The 18,587-nt window shown below is 46.3% G+C and carries 21 protein-coding genes; all 21 read left to right on the top strand.

Features of this window, described 5'->3' with window-relative positions; all coding sequences use genetic code 11:
* The first annotated feature begins 3 nt into the window (after positions 1–3).
* The 21 genes from fliG (at position 4) to ACM6JA_RS08235 (ending at position 18,568) form a co-directional block, all read left to right on the top strand.
* Complete coding sequence (gene fliG, locus ACM6JA_RS08335; protein ID WP_007719331.1) at positions 4–1,017, top strand: flagellar motor switch protein FliG; 1,014 nt, start codon at positions 4–6, stop codon at positions 1,015–1,017.
* Positions 1,001–1,819 carry a flagellar assembly protein FliH gene (gene fliH / locus ACM6JA_RS08330; protein ID WP_414851927.1) on the top strand — a complete coding sequence of 273 codons (819 nt, stop codon included), beginning with the start codon at positions 1,001–1,003 and terminating at the stop codon, positions 1,817–1,819. The genes fliG and fliH overlap by 17 nt, the downstream gene beginning before the upstream one ends.
* Entirely contained in the window at positions 1,816–3,135 is a 1,320-nt protein-coding gene (fliI, locus tag ACM6JA_RS08325; protein ID WP_414851926.1) for a flagellar protein export ATPase FliI, read from the top strand. The genes fliH and fliI overlap by 4 nt, the downstream gene beginning before the upstream one ends.
* 1 nt (position 3,136) lies before the next feature.
* Positions 3,137–3,583 (top strand): flagellar export protein FliJ, encoded by a 447-nt coding sequence (gene fliJ, locus ACM6JA_RS08320; RefSeq protein WP_007719315.1) that lies wholly within the window; start codon positions 3,137–3,139, stop codon positions 3,581–3,583.
* A gap of 12 nt (positions 3,584–3,595) precedes the next feature.
* Positions 3,596–4,501: a MotE family protein gene (locus ACM6JA_RS08315; RefSeq protein ID WP_414851925.1), complete on the top strand. Its 906-nt coding sequence runs from the start codon at positions 3,596–3,598 to the stop codon at positions 4,499–4,501.
* 61 nt (positions 4,502–4,562) lie between these two features.
* A complete protein-coding gene (locus ACM6JA_RS08310; protein WP_414851924.1) occupies positions 4,563–5,786 on the top strand; it encodes a flagellar hook-length control protein FliK in 1,224 nt (407 codons plus the stop codon).
* A gap of 24 nt (positions 5,787–5,810) precedes the next feature.
* A complete protein-coding gene (locus ACM6JA_RS08305; protein WP_414851923.1) occupies positions 5,811–6,206 on the top strand; it encodes a TIGR02530 family flagellar biosynthesis protein in 396 nt (131 codons plus the stop codon).
* A 101-nt stretch (positions 6,207–6,307) separates the two neighbouring features.
* Complete coding sequence (gene flgG, locus ACM6JA_RS08300) at positions 6,308–7,126, top strand: flagellar basal body rod protein FlgG (protein ID WP_414851922.1); 819 nt, start codon at positions 6,308–6,310, stop codon at positions 7,124–7,126.
* Positions 7,127–7,197: 71 nt separating this feature from the next.
* Positions 7,198–7,419, top strand: a complete 222-nt coding sequence (locus ACM6JA_RS08295) for a flagellar FlbD family protein (RefSeq protein ID WP_015891749.1) — start codon at positions 7,198–7,200, stop codon at positions 7,417–7,419.
* A 15-nt stretch (positions 7,420–7,434) separates the two neighbouring features.
* A complete protein-coding gene (locus ACM6JA_RS08290; RefSeq protein ID WP_414851921.1) occupies positions 7,435–7,890 on the top strand; it encodes a flagellar basal body-associated FliL family protein in 456 nt (151 codons plus the stop codon).
* A gap of 39 nt (positions 7,891–7,929) precedes the next feature.
* Positions 7,930–8,925, top strand: coding sequence for a flagellar motor switch protein FliM (gene fliM, locus ACM6JA_RS08285; RefSeq protein ID WP_414851920.1), 996 nt, complete (start codon positions 7,930–7,932; stop codon positions 8,923–8,925).
* Positions 8,918–10,279 carry a flagellar motor switch phosphatase FliY gene (fliY, locus tag ACM6JA_RS08280; protein ID WP_414851919.1) on the top strand — a complete coding sequence of 454 codons (1,362 nt, stop codon included), beginning with the start codon at positions 8,918–8,920 and terminating at the stop codon, positions 10,277–10,279. The genes fliM and fliY overlap by 8 nt, the downstream gene beginning before the upstream one ends.
* A 36-nt stretch (positions 10,280–10,315) precedes the next feature.
* Positions 10,316–10,678, top strand: coding sequence for a response regulator (locus ACM6JA_RS08275; protein WP_007719294.1), 363 nt, complete (start codon positions 10,316–10,318; stop codon positions 10,676–10,678).
* On the top strand, positions 10,678–11,358 hold the full coding sequence (locus ACM6JA_RS08270) for a flagellar biosynthetic protein FliO (RefSeq protein ID WP_414851918.1): 681 nt from the start codon (positions 10,678–10,680) through the stop codon (positions 11,356–11,358). Before ACM6JA_RS08275 ends, ACM6JA_RS08270 begins: the two co-directional genes overlap by 1 nt.
* Entirely contained in the window at positions 11,355–12,116 is a 762-nt protein-coding gene (gene fliP, locus ACM6JA_RS08265) for a flagellar type III secretion system pore protein FliP (protein WP_414851917.1), read from the top strand. Before ACM6JA_RS08270 ends, fliP begins: the two co-directional genes overlap by 4 nt.
* 30 nt (positions 12,117–12,146) lie before the next feature.
* The gene (gene fliQ, locus ACM6JA_RS08260; protein WP_414851916.1) at positions 12,147–12,416 is read left to right on the top strand and encodes a flagellar biosynthesis protein FliQ; all 270 of its coding nucleotides are present in this window, start codon (positions 12,147–12,149) and stop codon (positions 12,414–12,416) included.
* 3 nt (positions 12,417–12,419) lie between these two features.
* The gene (fliR, locus tag ACM6JA_RS08255; protein WP_414851915.1) at positions 12,420–13,202 is read left to right on the top strand and encodes a flagellar biosynthetic protein FliR; all 783 of its coding nucleotides are present in this window, start codon (positions 12,420–12,422) and stop codon (positions 13,200–13,202) included.
* Positions 13,199–14,296 (top strand): flagellar biosynthesis protein FlhB, encoded by a 1,098-nt coding sequence (gene flhB, locus ACM6JA_RS08250; protein ID WP_414851914.1) that lies wholly within the window; start codon positions 13,199–13,201, stop codon positions 14,294–14,296. The genes fliR and flhB overlap by 4 nt, the downstream gene beginning before the upstream one ends.
* Positions 14,297–14,314: 18 nt before the next feature.
* Positions 14,315–16,357, top strand: coding sequence for a flagellar biosynthesis protein FlhA (gene flhA / locus ACM6JA_RS08245; protein ID WP_414851913.1), 2,043 nt, complete (start codon positions 14,315–14,317; stop codon positions 16,355–16,357).
* Positions 16,354–17,700, top strand: coding sequence for a flagellar biosynthesis protein FlhF (gene flhF / locus ACM6JA_RS08240; RefSeq protein WP_414851912.1), 1,347 nt, complete (start codon positions 16,354–16,356; stop codon positions 17,698–17,700). Before flhA ends, flhF begins: the two co-directional genes overlap by 4 nt.
* Positions 17,701–17,704: 4 nt before the next feature.
* The gene (locus ACM6JA_RS08235) at positions 17,705–18,568 is read left to right on the top strand and encodes a MinD/ParA family protein (RefSeq protein ID WP_414851911.1); all 864 of its coding nucleotides are present in this window, start codon (positions 17,705–17,707) and stop codon (positions 18,566–18,568) included.
* Positions 18,569–18,587 lie beyond the last annotated feature (19 nt).

Genomic DNA, 18,587 nt, shown 5'->3' with positions numbered 1-18,587 from the left:
GGTATGGCTCGCGGCGCTAAAGAGTTGTCAGGACGACAAAAAGCAGCTATCCTCCTCATCTCACTCGGGCCGGAAGTTTCTGCCCAGGTGTTTAAGCATTTGCGTGAGGATGAGATCGAGCAACTGACATTAGAAATCGCCAATGTGCGAAAAGTGGATACGGATGAAAAAGATAAAATTTTATCTGAATTTCACCAGATAGCAGTTGCCAAAGAGGTAATTGCACAAGGCGGGATTACATACGCCAAAGAAATCTTGCAAAAAGCTTTGGGTGAGACCAAAGCGATGGATATTATCAATCGCTTGACGGCAAACCTTCAAGTTCGACCGTTTGACTTTGCTAGAAAGGCTGACCCAGGTCAGATCCTTAACTTTATCCAAAATGAGCATCCGCAGACGATAGCTTTGGTGCTTTCTTATCTGGAAGCTCAACAAGCAGCCATGATCCTGTCCGCTCTTCCGCAAGAACGTCAAGCAGAGGTTGCGAAACGTATTGCGACTATGGACAGTACTTCACCGGAAGTAATCGCCCAAGTTGAACAGGTATTGGAGCAAAAGCTCTCTGCCACTGTTACCCAAGATTACACCCAAGCAGGCGGGATCGAAGCGATCGTGGCGGTACTCAATGGTGTCGATCGTGGAACCGAACGCACGATTCTGGATTCCCTCGAAATTCAAGATCCAGAGCTGGCAGAAGAAATCAAGAAGCGTATGTTCGTCTTCGAAGATATTGCTACACTCGACAACCGTTCGATTCAGCGCGTTATCCGCGATGTGGAAAATGCCGATCTGCAACTTTCTCTCAAAGTATCCAGCGAAGAAGTTCGGGAAGTTATTTTCCGGAACATGTCCAAACGGATGGCGGATACCTTCAAAGAAGAAATGGAGTTTATGGGCCCAGTTCGCCTTCGCGACGTAGAAGAGGCACAATCTCGTATCGTTGCAATTATCCGTCGCTTAGAGGAGGCTGGTGAGATCATCATCGCCCGCGGTGGAGGAGATGATATCATTGTCTAGAATCATCAAAAGCGCCAATTATCGGCCTTCTGAGGAATCTTTTCTCCTCTCGGTGACGCCTGTACCACTTAAGACGGAAGAAGTTGCCGAAAGGTTGCAAGAAAATCAAGAAATTTTAAATCAAGCTGAGATCGAAGCGAAAACGATCATCTCAGATGCAGAAGAGACCGCGCAAAACATCCTGCAGCAAGCTTCGGAGCAAGTAGAGCAATTAAGACAAGAGACTCTTGCTCAGATGGAAATATGGTGGGAACAAAAGCGTCAGGAAGCTGCGCAACTGTTTCAACAAGTACAAGAGCAGGCTATGACGGAAGGGCAAGAGGCAGGTTTCGAAGCGGGTAAACGTGAGGCGTACGAGGAGCAAACAGCTACACTCAGCCAAGCAAAAACCATTCTGGAACAGGCGTTTGCCGAAAAAAAACAGATTATAGCTGAGGCGGAGCCTTTTCTAGTGGAACTCAGTATGGAAATCGCAAAAAAAATCATTGGACAGGAATTGCAACAGCATCCCGAGCAGGTCCTGGAAATGACGAAGAAGGCACTCCGCCGTTCCCGTGTTCATGGCGAGATAACGGTGTGCGTCAACCATAAGTACTTTGATTATGTGCTCGAACATCGTGCTGGTTTTCTGGAATTGTTAGATGGACAAGCAGAGCTCTCCATTTATCCTGACTATACAGTACAAGATGGTGGATGTGTCATCCGTACTGCTTTGGGAAGTGTCGATGCCCGCATTGATACACAAATGGAGGAGATTAAGCAGGCGCTGCTTACGATTGCCAGAGGAAGTGAGGCTCCATGAGCATCCTAGATCTCTCGAAGTACAAGCACATGCTGCATGGATTAGATCCGATGCGCGTGAATGGCAAAGTGACACAGGTTGTTGGGCTCACTATTGAGTCGCAAGGGCCAGAAGTGAGATTAGGCGAGATATGCCATCTATATCCGGCTAACACAAAGGAACCGATCATCGCAGAAGTAGTTGGCTTTCGCGAAAACAAAGTGCTGTTAATGCCATTAGGCGAATTGAACGAAATTGGTCCAGGTTGTGATGTGGTCGCGACAGGACGTTCGCTAGATGTAAAAGTTGGACCTGAAATATTGGGTTCGATCCTCGATGGACTGGGCCGACCCTATCAAGGTTCACTGCCATTTGGGCTGACGTCTTATCCTACGAACAATATGCCGCCAAATCCGATCCTTCGACCGCGCATTCAAGAACCATTGAGTGTAGGTGTGAGAGCGATAGATGGTCTGCTTACCATTGGGAAAGGTCAGCGGGTCGGCATCTTCGCTGGATCAGGGGTAGGAAAAAGTACATTGATGGGAATGATCGCCCGAAATACTACGGCAGATATCAATGTCATTGGTCTAATTGGAGAACGCGGCCGTGAAGTCATGGAGTTTATCGAGCGTGATCTTGGGGAAGAAGGACTAAAGCGATCTGTTGTTGTCGTAGCTACTTCCGATCAACCTGCCATGATTCGAATCAAGGGAGCAATGATTGCGACTTCCATAGCGGAGTATTTCCGCGATCGCGGAATGAATGTCATGCTCATGATGGATTCCGTCACGCGTTTTGCCATGGCACAACGTGAAGTGGGCTTGGCAATCGGAGAACCGCCGGCTACACGTGGTTATACGCCATCAGTGTTTGCGATGCTGCCAAAGCTGATGGAGCGCGCAGGAACAGCGGATAAGGGAAGTATTACGGCCTTTTATACCGTATTGGTTGATTCTGACGACATGAACGATCCGATTGCAGATGCGGCGCGGGGGATTTTGGACGGTCACATCGTTCTTGACCGAAAAATCGCTCACAAAGGACACTTTCCTGCGATTGATGTGATGGCGAGTGTGAGTCGTGTCATGAATGAAATTGTCGATAGTAACCATTTGGATGCTGCTCGTCAGCTGAAAAAGCATTTGGCTACGTTTCGTGAAGCGGAGGACCTCATAAATATTGGGGCGTACAAGCCTGGGAGCAATCGGGAAATTGATGCAGCCATTCGCTATCGTGATATCATTTCTGGTTTTACGGCACAAGGAACGCATGAGCCATCTACTTTACAGGGCACTATCCAAGCGTTGACAGCTCATTTCGGAGGAGTGAACTAACGTGCGTGTGTTTCAGTTTCATCTCCAAAAGGTTCTTGATTTAAAGGAAAAAGAAAAAGAACAAGCAGAGTGGGCTTTCGGAAAGTCGATCCAGCGTAAAAACGAAGAAGAGTGGAAGCTTTCTCAACTAACCGAGCATCATGATGAGATGACGGTGAAGCTCCAGGAAGTACAGATGCAGACATGCAGTGCTGCACAGCTCATTACCATTACGCAATATCAGCAATCTGTTGCAAGATCGATTCAGAATCAGCAACGTACTTTGCACGGTTGTGTACAGGATGTGGAACGCTGTCAGTCACGATTGACGGAACGTATGAAAGAGTCCCAACTATGGCAACGCCTTCGGGAAAAGTCGCTCCACCAATTTCTGGACGACCAGAAGCAAAGAGAGCAAAAAGAGTTGGATGAGATCGGTACGCAACTCTATCTTCGCCGAAGTTACTGAGGGAGGTTCCAAATGGAAGAAATCCAAGAAGAACGGGAATACGGCAGGTGGGAATGGTTCTTTTATATGATTGTCATTCCTGCACTGTTTGCCAGCCTCCTTGGCGGTGTGCTCCTGAGCTTGCTCGGAGTAAATGTGTTAGGGAATGTTCTCCACTGGGCTAACTCCATACCGTACGTGGAAAAATTAGTTCCAGACGAATATGCGACAACTCCCAACTCAGAAGAACAACCTGACATGGACAAACAAGTGGCAACCCTACAGCAAGATCATGCAAAAAATCAGCAGCAGATTTCCACTTTAAAAGAAGAGTCAGCAAAGAAAGACGCCACCATTGAGGCGCTGGAAAAACAACTGGATGACATAAACAAGGCAATGGAAGACAAGCGTGCGACTGAGGAAGAGCGTCAGAAGCAGTTTGCAGGTTTGGCAAAAGTGTATACAACCATGTCACCGAAAAATGCGGCGGCCATCATTGAAAACCTAAAACTGCAAGAGTCAGTTGCCGTTATGACAAAAATGAAGCCTGCACAACAGGCAGACATTTTGGCCAAGATGGAACCGAAGAAAGCTGCCGATATTTCGATCTTATTAAAAGATTCAGTAGTGAACAAAGATGATGACATTGCGGCCTTGCAACAACGTGTTGATGTGTTGACAAGGGCATTAAGCGATACGCGTGAGGGTTCTGATGCAGAGGATCTAAAAAAGACGTTCGCTCAATTGCCTCCAGCGGATGCTGCTGCCATCATTCGTTCACTCATGGATACAAACAAGGGTCAAGCTATTGCTTTAATGAAAGATTTGCCTGTGGATAAACGGGCACAAACTCTCTCAGCGATCGCCAATGACGACAAGAAGCAGAAAGAACCAGATAATCTGGCGGCTCGCGTCACGACAGAGTTGCTTCGAAAATAGATTGAGTAATCATCTGTTTTCGTTTCTATAAGCAACAAATCAAGAAGAGGAGGTGAACGAGATGAATGTGGCCAATTTGACTCCTGCCGTAGGATCAGCAGGATCTGTTACAGCGACACCTGTAGCAAATGCGGGAGGAACTGGTTTAGGTCAAATGTTTTCCATGCAATTGATGCAGGTGTTGGATCAGGTGGGGAACGCAGAAGAGACTATGGTGGCCCCAGAGGGTTTAAGTGAAGAGGAAATGCTAGCATTAGCTGAGCTCATGGCATTATTTGCCCAACTGCTTGGCTCTGGCCAAACTACGCAAGACGAATTACCGCCTGACGCCCAAGAAAAATTTGCAACTGCTATTGAACAACTTTTGGGTAAAGCGCAAGGAAATGCTGGTCAAGTGAGTGAGGATTTGAAGCAGATTCTAGCTAACCTGAAAAAAGGGGAAGCAACTCCAAACGAACTGGATAAGCTGGCAGCTCTTCTCGAATCCCTGAAGAATCAAAAAGGAAATACTGAGGAGTCAAAACGAAGTGGACTGAACTTGCGATCCGATGTGATGGCAAACATGAACACAACGCAACAGGACACGTTTAAGACGATTTCTCCACTGCGGTTGAATCAAGGTCTCTCGGCTTACAAGCTAGAGGCAGGGATTCAGTCCCAGACAGTACAGTCTACCCTTCAAAGCGGCCTTTTGAATCAAGAGGGCAATGCAGAAGAGGGCATGTTGAATGGAAATGGTCAGACACCGATTATTGCTTCTTCTAATACGCAGACACAATCTGTACAGACCTTTCAGCAACAGTCGGTTCCAACACATCATGTGAACGCCAATCAACTGACACAGCAAGTCACACAGCTTTTCGTGTCCAAGATGCAGTTGACGCAAAATAATGGCGTCCATGAGGCAAAGCTGATTCTGAATCCACAATCTTTGGGCCAAGTAGATGTTACGATTACTTCCCAAAATGGAGTGATTACAGCACAGTTCCATGCTGAAACACAGGCTGGAAAGGAAATGCTGGACAATCAGCTTCCACAGCTTCGAGCTGCTTTGACCCAGCAAGGCTTGCAGGTTGATCGTTTGGAAGTAAACCAGCAACAGGATACAGCTTTTAACTTCCAACAGCAGCGTGAACAAGCACGACAGCAACAAGAGAATCGACAACAGCAAGATAATGACGAGCAAGAATTTGCTCTCGATGCCCTAGTAGACAGCAATGAATCAACAGAAGTGCTATGGAATCGATTGCGGGACACGGCTCGCGGCATTGACGACATCGTCTAGGATTGGATATAAGGAGGAAGCGCCATGAACCATTTTCGTGTGGGGCAACCCTATTTTCCTCCGAATACGAATCACGTCGCAAAAGCTACTACCCAAACTGCTCCGGGAAACAACAAGTTATTTCAGCAGTATTTGACGGAATCGATTGGCGCTGCAACCAAGTCGGAGCCACTTAGCTTTAGTCAGCATGCCGTCAATCGCTTGCAGGAGCGGGGCATTACGCTAGAAAGACAGCAGATGGAGCGTTTGGAGTCCGCTGTGCATAAAGCAGCCGCCAAAGGCGCCAGAGAGTCTCTCATTATGATGGATAATGTGGCCTACGTCGTGAGCATCGTAAATCGGAAAATTATTACCGCCGTAGACGATGGCAGCATGAAGGACAACGTATTTACAAACATCGACAGTGCCATTTTCGTGTAGGTTGCTGTTTACTGGGCTGGACCTCCTTTTGAGGAAGCCCATTCGGCTACCGACTGACAGAGGTAGCCGCTGTAAATGAGAAGGTAAAGGAGGAAATAAATATGCTTCGCTCAATGTACTCAGGTATTTCAGGTATGCGTGGTTTTCAAACAAAACTGGACGTTATTGGTAACAATATCGCGAACGTAAACACAGTTGGCTTTAAAAAGGGTCGTGTGATGTTTCAAGATATTTTGAGCCAAAACGTTCAAGGGGCTGGTGCTCCTACAGATGGTGGTAAAGGCGGTACAAACCCGACGCAAATCGGCCTTGGTGCTTCCATTGGTTCGATTGATACGGTTTTCTCTGCTGGTAGCCCAATGACAACGAACCTGCCGACAGACCTTTCCATCGAAGGGGACGCGTTTTTCATGGTCAGTCCTGATGAAGGGGCAACCATTTATTACACGCGTGCAGGGAACTTCACTCGTGATGCCCAAGGTTTCTTGGTGAACTCCCAAGGGATGAAGTTGATGAACACTGACCCAGCTCCAATCCAAATCAACCAAGCAGATGGAATTGTTTCCTACTCCATTGGCAAGGATGGCGTAGTTACGACTGTGGATGATACTGGAGCACTTGCTTCGGACAATACCATTGGCGTAATGACCTTCAACAACCCAAGTGGTTTGAAGAAGATCGGTAACAATCTCTACGAAAACACAGTGAACGCCGGTGCACGTGATGATGATCCAATGACTCCAGCTACTCCAGCTGATGCTCGAATCAGCATCATCGCAGGACAACTGGAAATGTCCAACGTTGACCTTTCTGAAGAATTTACAGAAATGATCGTGGCACAGCGCGGTTTCCAAGCAAACTCTCGGATCATCACGACATCTGACACAGTACTAGAAGAACTGGTGAACCTGAAACGATAATTTCGTTTAACGGAAAAAAGCCGGGGAAGTGTTCTAAGCCTTCCCCAGCTTGATCTGGAAAGGAGCAGCCAATGATTAAGTTAACGCGGTTTAACGGCTCTACTTTTTATCTGAACATTACTCACATTGAAACTGTTGAAGGAACTCCGGATAGCGTAATCACGCTGTTCAACGACAGAAAGTACATCGTGAAGGATTCGGTGGAATCCATCGCTGAACGTGTTCAGGCTTTTTATCATAATGTTCCTCCGGCAACATCTGTACCGAAAATGCCGGGTGATTCAAATGAATAGCGGGAGGCATTAGCGATGTTTCAAAATCGATTGTTTAACATGGCTCTAATCATTATCATCGCGATATCGCTACTGGGAGTGATCTCGTTTGTTCTCTGGCAAACATATCTCTCTCCGGCTGCGCAAACAGCCACGACGGAAGAGCAAGAAGTGAAGACGCTCACGGCAGAGGAAATGAAAGAGTTCTCCGTTGACACTGGCGAAATTACTACGAACTTGCTAACGAATAATTACATGATTGTACGCTTTAGCATTACAGCCGACAGTGCTGATGCTAAAACAGAGCTGGAGCAGCGTTTGCCGCAAGTCAATCAGGTGATTATTAAAACATTGGCGGGGTTGACACCAGAAGACATAAAAGGAACTGAAGGTGTGAACAAGCTGGAAGCTAAAATCATGAATGAAATCAGCTCCCTGATGCAAGAAGGTAAGATTGTTCAAGTAGTGACAACCAAACGCGTCTTGTCATAGGAAGCGATTATGGTATACATAGCAAGGAGGTGACGACATATGGCCGAGGTTCTCTCACAGAGTGAGATTGATGCGCTGTTGGCCGCCCTATCTTCGGGCGAAATGGATGCCAACGAGCTGAAAAAGGAAGAAACTGAGCGTAAAATCAAAGTATATGATTTCAAACGCGCCCTGCGGTTCTCAAAAGATCAGATCCGTGGTCTAACGCGAATCCATGAAAACTACGCGAGGCTGTTGACTACGTATTTTTCAGCTCAGCTCCGTACCTTCGTGCAAATTACGGTTGCCTCCGTCGATCAATTGCCGTATGACGAATTTATACGTTCTATTCCCAAGATGACCATCTTGAACATCTTTGAAGCTCCTCCACTGGAAGGACGAATGGTTTTGGAAGTCAATCCAAACATCGCCTATACCATGCTGGATCGACTTCTGGGAGGACAGGGGGCGATTCCGGAAAAGATGGGCGCCCTTACGGAAATTGAAACAACGGTGATGGAACGCGTATTCGGCAAAGCGCTGGATACTTTCCACGAGGCATGGAAGCAAATCATTGAGCTCGATCCATATCAAGAAGGTTTGGAGATGAATCCACAGTTCATGCAGATCGTCTCACCTAACGAGATTGTCGTGGTAATCTCCTTTAGTACCAAAATTGGCGATACAACAGGAATGATCAATCTCTGTTTGCCTCACGTGGTACTGGAGCCAATCATGACAAAGCTGTCTGGACAATACTGGTTCTCCAAACAAAAGAAAACGCGGGATGAAGAAGAGCGCCTGCGTGTAGAAGAGCGAGTAAAAGTTGCAAAATTGCCGATTGTTGCTGAAATGGGAACAGCTACGATTACAGTAGGAGATTTCCTACAGCTACAAAAAGGCGATGTCATTCAATTAGATCAATCGATCGACAACAAGCTGAAAATTAAAGTGGGCGACCACTTAAAGTTCTTGGGTCAACCAGGAACACATAAAGGAAGAGTCGCCGTACAGATTGATGAAGTCATAGAGGAGGGGGAGGAACAAAATGAGTAGAGATATGCTTTCTCAAGACGAGATTGACGCGCTGTTACGTGCGAACAACTTGGTTGAGGACGAAGAGGAAGCTGTGTCGGCAGTGACCCAGGATGTTGCTGAATTTCTGTCCCCGTTTGAACAGGATGCACTTGGAGAAATTGGTAATATCTCCTTTGGGAGCGCGGCTACTGCGTTATCTACTTTGTTAAGTCAAAAAGTAGATATTACAACCCCTACTGTTTCCGTAGTCAATGTCGATGAATTGGAAAGCGAATTTCCGATTCCTCACGTGGCCGTCCACGTGGAATATACAGATGGTTTCAAAGGAATTAACCTGCTAGTCATTCGCATGGAAGATGCTGCAGTTATCGCGGATTTGATGATGGGCGGAGACGGCAGACCAGCGAACACTGAAATGTCTGAGCTTCATATCAGCGCGGTTCAGGAAGCGATGAATCAGATGATGGGTTCCGCTGCTACGTCCATGTCGACGATTTTCAACCAGTTTATTAATATTACGCCACCAGGCATTGATGTAATGGATCTGGCGCAAGGCAAGGGTGGAGACAGTTTCTCTGATGATGACAGTCCTCTGGTGAAAGTATCTTTCCGCTTAAAGGTAGGAGAGCAAGGCGAACTTATCGATTCAAATATTATGCAGCTTCTTCCGCTGTCCTTTGCGAAAAAGATGATTGATAGACTGGTTGGAGGTACAGGGGATGAAGCAGCAGCGGCAGCCCTCATAGATGAGATAGAGATGCCTTCTCTGCCTGCTATGAGTATGTCGGCTCCTTCTATCCAACCGAGTGCGCAAGAGCAACCACAGAGCCACGTACCGCCTGTAGCGCCGCCACAACAGCAACAGCCGATGTATCAGCAACCGCCGGGTTACGCACAGCCGATGGGTTACCCAGGACAGCCGCCGATGTATCCTGACGCGTATGGACAACCAATGATGCCACCTGGCTACGCTCCATACCCAGGAATGTATCAGCAGCCTCCAATGGCTCCGCCAACACCACAGCATTTCGGAGGTCCTGCAGCTAGTCAGGCGAATGTAGTATCAGCACAATTTGCTCCGCTTGGAGGTGCTCCTATGTATACAGGAGACATACAGAACTTAAACTTGCTTCACGATATTCCATTGCAAGTAACAGTTGAGTTAGGTCGTACGAAAAAGCTTATTAGAGAAATTCTTGACTTGTCCGCTGGATCGATTATACAGTTGGACAAGCTGGCAGGTGAGCATGTAGACATTTTGGTGAACAACAAATTAATTGCCAAGGGCGAGGTTGTCGTCATTGATGAGAACTTTGGGGTTCGTGTTACAGACATCATCAGTCAGATAGATCGTGTTCAAAAATTACAATAATACAATTAAGAGGGAAGTATTAGGGAGGAGCTATTCATGTCTAACAAAGTTTTAATCGTAGACGATGCAGCATTCATGCGTATGATGATCAAGGAAATTCTTTCGAAAAACGGGTACAGCGTCGTGGGGGAAGCAAGTGACGGTGCACAAGCAGTTGAAAAGTACAAAGAATTGGGACCTGATCTCGTAACCATGGATATTACCATGCCAGAGATGGATGGAATTTCTGCATTGAAAGAAATTAAAAAGTTGGATCCTAACGCGCGTGTGATCATGTGCTCCGCGATGGGACAACAAGCGATGGTAATCGATGCGATCCAAGCGGGCGCAAAAGACTTCATCGTAAAACCATTCCAAGCGGATCGCGTTCTGGAAGCGATCAAAAAGACAATGAGCTAATGATGATGATCCGGAATGCAGGGGCAAGACTCCTTTTAGCCTTCAGTCTGATCCTGTTGCTTTTCGTCTCCTCCCTGCCGAGTACCGTTTTTGCGGAAGGTTCAGTAGCGGATGCGTACAACCAGGGAAAAGTGCCAACTAGCAATGCGTCCGCCGGCAGTGAACAGCCGGCGGCCATTCCGGGCAGCGGAACAGGAAGTATGATCGGGTATCTAGTTCAAGTCATCTTTTCACTTGGCTTTATTGCAGTACTGATCTTTTTATTGCTCCGTTTTCTTGGTCGACGTCAAGGGGCTCAAAGTCATGGACCGATTAAAGTGATTAGCGCTACTGCGCTAGGCAATGGCAAAACACTTCAGGTTGTTATGATCGGCGAGTCATTGTACATCGTGGGAGTTGGAGAAGACGTTCAATTGCTTCGTAGGATCGAACCGGGCGAAGAGGTAGATTTGATCTTGGCTGACGCAGAGATCAAACCGATGAAAAGCCCATTCTCGCTAGAATGGCTCCCATTCGGTAAGAAAAAGCAGGCAGAAGAAGAAATCTTGTTTTCTTCTGATATGGAGGGCAAAAGCTTTCAAGATCTGTTACAGGGTCAATGGAACGACTTGAAAAATCGTCCAAACCAAACAGAACATTGGAAGAAAGAGCAAGCTCAGGACAGAGGGGACCAAAAATGAAATATTTTTTGCAGGTGCTGATGCTTGTCGGAGTGTTGCTATCCGTACCTGATATGGTCATGGCGGCGCCAGCGGGTACACCGCTTGTTCCGAGTATTGATTTGAAGATAGGCGGCGGAACAGGAACACCGCAGGAGACATCGACGGCCATTCAGCTGTTACTGATTTTGACAGTACTATCTGTAGCTCCAGCGATTTTGCTTTTAATGACCAGTTTTGCGCGAATTATCATTGTCTTGTCTTTTGTTCGAAATGCGTTGGCAACTCAACAAATGCCACCGAACCAGGTATTGATTGCCCTTGCGTTGTTTATGACATTTTTCATTATGGCTCCGACACTCGGACAAGTGAACGAAACAGCCGTGCAGCCGTTTATGCAAGGAAAGCTAACACAACAGCAGGCATTGGACGCAGCGGTCATCCCCTTTAAGGAATTTATGGCAAAGCAGACGCGTGAAAAAGATTTAGCACTTTTTCTGGAATACACAAAAGCCGAACGACCAAAATCGATCCAAGATATTCCGTTGAATGCGCTGGTACCTGCTTTTGCCATTAGTGAATTGAAGACGGCTTTTCAGATCGGCTTTATGATATTCATCCCATTTCTCGTAATTGATATGATCGTCTCCAGTATTTTGATGGGGATGGGGATGATGATGTTACCACCGGTTATGATTTCATTGCCGTTTAAGATTTTATTGTTCATTATGGTGGACGGCTGGTATCTCATTGTGAGATCACTTTTGACTAGTTTTTAGCGACATTCCGAATGCCTCAGGAGGTAGAGCATGACACAAGAATTACTTATGCAGATTGCCCAAAGCTCTGTTTATACCATCCTGCTGGTTTCGGCACCCGCACTTGGGGTCGCCTTACTGGTCGGTTTGATGGTCAGTGTCTTTCAGGCAACGACACAAATTCAGGAGCAGACACTCGCTTTCATTCCAAAGATCGTGGCCGTATTTGTCGTGATCTTGGCTGTTGGTCCATGGATGCTTCGGGTACTGCTTGATTTTACGATGGGGATCTTCGGTAACCTTCATCGTTTTGTTGGGTAGCATATGAATCTTTTTCTGATGTATCTGCCCGTATTCTTGCTTGTTTTTGTCCGAATGAGTGCCTTTTTTGTAACGGCTCCGTTCTTTTCTATTCGTGGTGTACCGAATCAGTTTAAAATCGGTCTCGCGTTTATCCTTGCCGTCATCAGTTTTCAATCCTTGCCGGTACAAGGCGAGATTCCGATGGATTTGACTTTTATTCTGTATATCATGAAGGAAGCACTTGTTGGTGTCATTCTTGGTTACATATGTGAAATGATGTTTATCGCCATTCAGGTTGCCGGTGGATTGATGGACATGCAGATGGGTCTTGCCATGGCAAACGTGATTGACCCTAAAACGGGTGCATATATCCCGGTAACAGGTAACTTCAAAAACATTCTCGCTGTCCTGTACTTTTTCAGTATTGACGGGCATCACATGCTGATACGAGGTGTGATAAGCAGTTACCAGGTTATACCGGTGGACATCATGTGGGCGGCTTTCGGAAGCGAAAACGTCATGATGACAGCAATAAAAACATTTCAAACGATGTTTACGAGTGCGTTTATGATTGCGGCACCGATCGTCGTTGCATTGTTTCTGGTTGATCTCTCTCTTGGTATTATCGCCAAATCTGTCCCGCAGTTTAATATCTTTGTGGTGGGCTTGCCCATTAAACTGCTTGCCGGCTATTTACTGCTTATCGTGGTGATGCCTGCGTTCTTGCTGACTCTGAACGGATTGTTTGGGAACATGTTCCGGGCACTTGCAGAAATGATGAAATCGCTCGGAGGATCACCATGAATCAATTGAGGCTTTCTTATCAAGTAGATCTTCAATTTTTTAATGGGGAAAAGACAGAAAAAGCTACGCCCAAGAAAAAGCAAGACGCACGAAAAAAAGGGCAAGTCGCGAAAAGTCAGGATCTTTCCCCAGCCCTATCTTTGACAGCATTTTTCTTTCTGTTAATGATGCTTGGCTCTACTATGCTAGGCATATTTCAAGATTTGATGCGGGAGTCATTGATTACATACACGACGTGGCAAATAAATGAAGAAAATTTAAAAGTCATCGTGATGCAGCTCGCATTTGAAGCGATAAAGATTGTAGGACCTATCCTAGGCTTGAGTTTTCTTGTCGCATTTGCGGTGAACTACATGCAGGTAGGCTGGCTAATTAGTACAGAACCCCTTCAAATGAAACTGGAAAAGATCGATCCGATTAAAGGGGCAAAACGAATTTTTTCCTTACGCTCGCTCGTAGAGCTACTGAAATCATTATTAAAAATAAGCGCAGGCATCTATGTCGCGTACGTCATTTTGTGGAATGCAAAGGAACAAGTTGTACAGCTTTCCTTATTGTCTATCGGAGCAGTCCTATCGTTTACTGCCGAAGAGGTGACAAAGCTGGGAATCTATCTCGGGTTATTGCTTTTCATTCTCGCGATTCTGGACTACGCCTATCAGCGTTATGAGCATGAAAAGAATCTGCGGATGTCCAAGCAGGATCTCAAGGACGAGCATAAGCAAGCGGAAGGTGATCCGCTCATTAAAGGGAAGATTCGTGAACGGCAAAGAAGTATGGCCATTCGCCGTATGATGCAGGAGCTTCCCAAAGCGGATGTCATTATTACGAACCCGACTCACTTTGCCGTTGCCGTTCGCTATGACGCAAGTGCGATGAGTGCACCTACGGTAATCGCCAAAGGGCAAGATTATCTAGCATTAAAAATAAGGGAAGTAGCGAAAAAGCATCGTATCGTTACCATGGAAAACAAGCCCTTGGCCCGGGCTCTCTATAGTCAAGTTGAAGTTGGGCAACAAATTCCCGAAGAGATGTTTAAAGCGGTCGCGGAAGTTCTCGCGTACGTCTACAAGCTGCAAGGGAAAGTGAAATAAATGGAAGGAGGATAACCAGTGGGATTCAAATTTAAAGAAATTGGTACGATCCTTTTTGTCATAAGCATTGTTGTCATGATGGTAATCCCACTTCCTTCAGCGCTACTTGATTTGCTGTTGATTTTGAATATCTCCCTTGCATTGACCATCTTGCTTGTGTCGATGTATACAAAAGAAACTTTGGAATTCTCGATCTTTCCGACGGTTTTGCTTATTACAACACTTTTTCGACTAGCCTTGAATGTGTCGACGACGAGAAATATTTTATCGCACGGTGAAGGCGGTAAAGTTATTGAAACGTTCGGTAGCTTTGTAGTCGGTGGTAATCAAGTCGTCGGTTTCGTCGTGTTTCTGATCTTGATCATCATTCAGTTTATCGTAATCACCAAAGGTTCTGAGCGTGTCGCTGAGGTAGCAGCACGTTTTACGCTCGATGCGATGCCTGGTAAACAGATGAGTATCGACGCCGATTTGAATGCAGGAATGATCACAGAAGCAGACGCACGTGTCCGAAGAAAAAAGATTGAGAACGAAGCTGACTTTTATGGAGCAATGGATGGTGCCAGCAAATTCGTAAAAGGGGACGCCATCGCGGGTATTATCATTTTTATCGTAAATATTATCGGTGGTTTTATCATCGGGATGCTCATTCACGATATGAGCTTTGCCGAGTCTGCCTCTCGATTCACTACCATGTCTGTCGGTGACGCACTGGTGAGCCAGATTCCAGCGCTCTTAATCTCGACCGCAGCGGGTATTATTGTAACGCGTTCTACTTCTGGTGAAGGTCTTGGTGAAGATATCGTCAAGCAAATGTTCAGCTTTCCGCGTCTTCTCTATATCGTAGCCGGCTGCATGCTTTTGCTGGGGCTCTTTACACCGATTGGAATTCTGCCTGTACTTCCGGTATGTGGGATAATGGCATTTGCTGCATGGAAAATGGAGAAGAACCAAAAGATGGAAATACAAGAATCCGCCGACAAGGTGGAAGAGCAGCAAATGGAAGAAGTACGCAGTCCAGAAAGCGTCGTGAACCTGTTACAGGTCGATCCGATCGAATTCGAGTTCGGTTATGGCTTAATTCCACTTGCTGATGTGAAGCAGGGAGGAGATCTGTTAGATCGGGTCATCATGATTCGAAGACAAATCGCACTCGAGATGGGGATCGTTGTACCGGTCATTCGTATACGTGACAACATCCAGCTTCGACCGAATGAATACATGATCAAAATAAAAGGCAACCAGGTCGCAAAAGGGGAAATCATGCTGGATCACTATCTGGCGATGAGCCCGGGGATCGAAGATGATTCCATTGTTGGGATAGAAACCGTAGAACCTGCGTTTGGATTGCCTGCATTATGGGTAACAGAAGAGAATAAGGAGATTGCTGAGCTGTCTGGCTATACAGTTGTCGATCCGCCTTCTGTTGTGGCTACACACCTGACAGAGGTCATCAAGCGACATGCCCACGAATTGTTAGGTCGCCAGGAAACAAGGGCCCTGATCGACAATGTACGGGAGACAGCACCGGTTCTCGTAGACGAGCTGATTCCAAGTCTGCTCGCCATTGGGGACGTACAGAAAGTATTGCAAAAGCTGTTGCGTGAAAAAGTGTCTGTTCGAAATCTCCACGTCATCCTTGAAGCACTTGCGGATCAAGCCATGTATACAAAAGATCCAGATGTACTCACAGAATATGTGAGACAAGCGATGGCGAGACAGATCACACTCCAATTTACGGAGCCAGGGCAACCACTTCATGTGCTTACAGCTGGAGCAGGATTGGAAAAAGCAATCTCTGAACGTGTGGAACAGTCTGAGCAAGGAAGCTATCTGGCGATGGATCCGGAAACGTCTCAGCGAATATTCCAAAACATGTCGACTGAAGTGAGCAAAATGATCAACTCGGGTCAACAGCCGATCATTCTTTCATCACCAGCGGTCCGAATGTACTTGCGTCAATTAGTAGATCGCATGATGCCAGACGTTCCCGTTTTGTCGTACAGCGAGCTCGAACCACATGTTGAAGTGCAAAGCGTAGGGATGGTGAACATTTCGTGAGGGTAAAACGTTACATTGTCGATTCGATGCCAGAAGCAATGGAAAAAATCAGGACGGACTTAGGAATGGATGCAGTGATTCTTAATTCCAAGCCGATCAAAACAGGTGGATTGTTCGGGATGTTTGGCAAACAACGAATCGAAGTAATCGCTGCTGTCGATGAAAAGGCATCCGAGCGAGAAAATCCCACAGTAGCAGCTGAACATCGAACCAACAACGTTTTGCCCAAATCGCAGACGGGTACGTACACGGCTGCTCAAGCGTATCGAAGACCGACTGTGACAAAAACATCAGAGAATCAACAAGTTGAATCAACAGGTAGGGAGCAGGTCGTCGCCGCGATGACACAAACCGCGGTTGCGACGCCTCCAAAAGAAGAGATCCCAGATACGAGAGTTGTGCAAAAGCAAGGAGAGCCAACTGAGCAGCATGCTCCTGTCACGACATCCCAAGAAAGAGCTTTACCCGCAAGCAATCATGACGCGATTGCCACTGAAATGCGAGATATGCGTCAAATGTTTCAAAAGCTGTTGGTGCATGACTTAAGTGAACAACTTCCTCCGGCGATACAGTCTATTCGTGCAAAGTTATTGAAGCAAGAAGTGACTGAAGAGCTAACAGCGGAAATCATTCGAAAAGTAATGGAAATGCCGCAACCGGGTGAAAAGTGGACGGAGGAGGAAGCGTTTGTGGCATGCCGAACGATCATCACTTCGATGATCGAGCCATATACAGCATCTTCGCCAAAGCTGGGTAAGAACGTACGGTACGCTTTCTTTTTCGGTCCGACAGGGGTTGGAAAAACAACGACCATTGCGAAGCTTGCGGCGAACAGCATGTTGAAGGAAAAACGAAAAATTGGCTTTATCACGGCTGATACGTATCGAATGGCAGCTGTAGAACAATTAAAGACGTATGCAAACATTTTGAATGTCCCGCTGGAAGTTGTCTTTTCACCGAAAGAAATGGCGTCAGCCATGGAACGCTTAAGTGATTGTGACCTCATTTTTGTCGATACGGCTGGACGGAATTTTCGCAACGATGAATACGTGGAAGGCATTCGTGAATTGTTGGAGCATGGAAAAGACAGCGTGAACTACTTAGTACTTAGCTTGAGCTCCAAATTCAACGATATGAAAGCAATCGTCCAAAATTTTGCGGAAGTTCAAGTGAAGCAAGTCATTTTTACAAAAGCGGATGAAACGAACAGCTTTGGCACGATGTTGAATGTTTGTCAGGAGATGAATCTACAGCTCTCCTATGTAACCACAGGTCAAAATGTACCAGATGATATCGTTGTAGCTACACCCGAGATGGTTTCAACGATGATTATGGGAGAGTAAACAGATGCGTGACCAAGCAGAGCAACTCCGTGAGCGGATGCTACAAAACAAGAAGACACGACCAACTAGACTGGTGACAGTGACGAGTGGAAAAGGTGGTGTCGGCAAGTCCAATTTCAGTTTGAATTTTGGGCTTGGTTTGATTGAGAAGGGTCATAAGGCGGTTTTGTTTGACTTGGATCTGGGTCTGGCAAATCTGGATGTATTAATGGGAATTACCCCAAAAAAGCATCTGTTTCATTTGTTAGAGCCAGATACGACTGTTTGGGACATTATCGAGCATGGGCCAGGAGGCTTAGAATTCATCGCGGGTGGATCTGGATTTACGCAGATTATGCAGTTAGATGATGAGAAGCTAGATCGCTTATTCTCGCATCTGGACCCGTTGCAAGGCTATGCCGACACAATTATTTTTGATACGGGAGCAGGTTTTTCAAAAGAATCCATGCGATTCATGCTCTCCTCTGACGAGGTCATCCTCGTTACCACCCCCGAACCACCAGCGATAACGGATGCATATGCAGTCATTAAGATGCTACACGCACGTAATCCCGCTGTCTCTATTCGATTGGTGATAAACAGAGCGTCTTCGGAGAGAGAAGGGAAGATGACGGCGGACAAGCTTGCGATGGTTTCTAAACGTTTTTTGAATATGGATATTCAGTCGCTTGGATATGTTTCGGATGATCCTTATGTTTCAAAAGCAGTTAAACTGCAGCGTCCTTTTCTACTTACATATCCACAATCGCAAGCCGCGAGAAGCATACGAAATCTGGTAGAACGGTATTTGGATGGTCCAGTTACTTCAGATGCTTCTGACAGTGGTCTCAAAGGGTTTCTTGCGAAGTTGAGGCACTTCATACGATGAGACATAAAAGTAGGAAGGG

Source organism: Brevibacillus sp. IT-7CA2, from assembly GCF_949767855.1.
GTDB lineage: Bacteria > Bacillota > Bacilli > Brevibacillales > Brevibacillaceae > Brevibacillus.
This window is presented reverse-complemented; position numbering and strand designations above follow the sequence as displayed.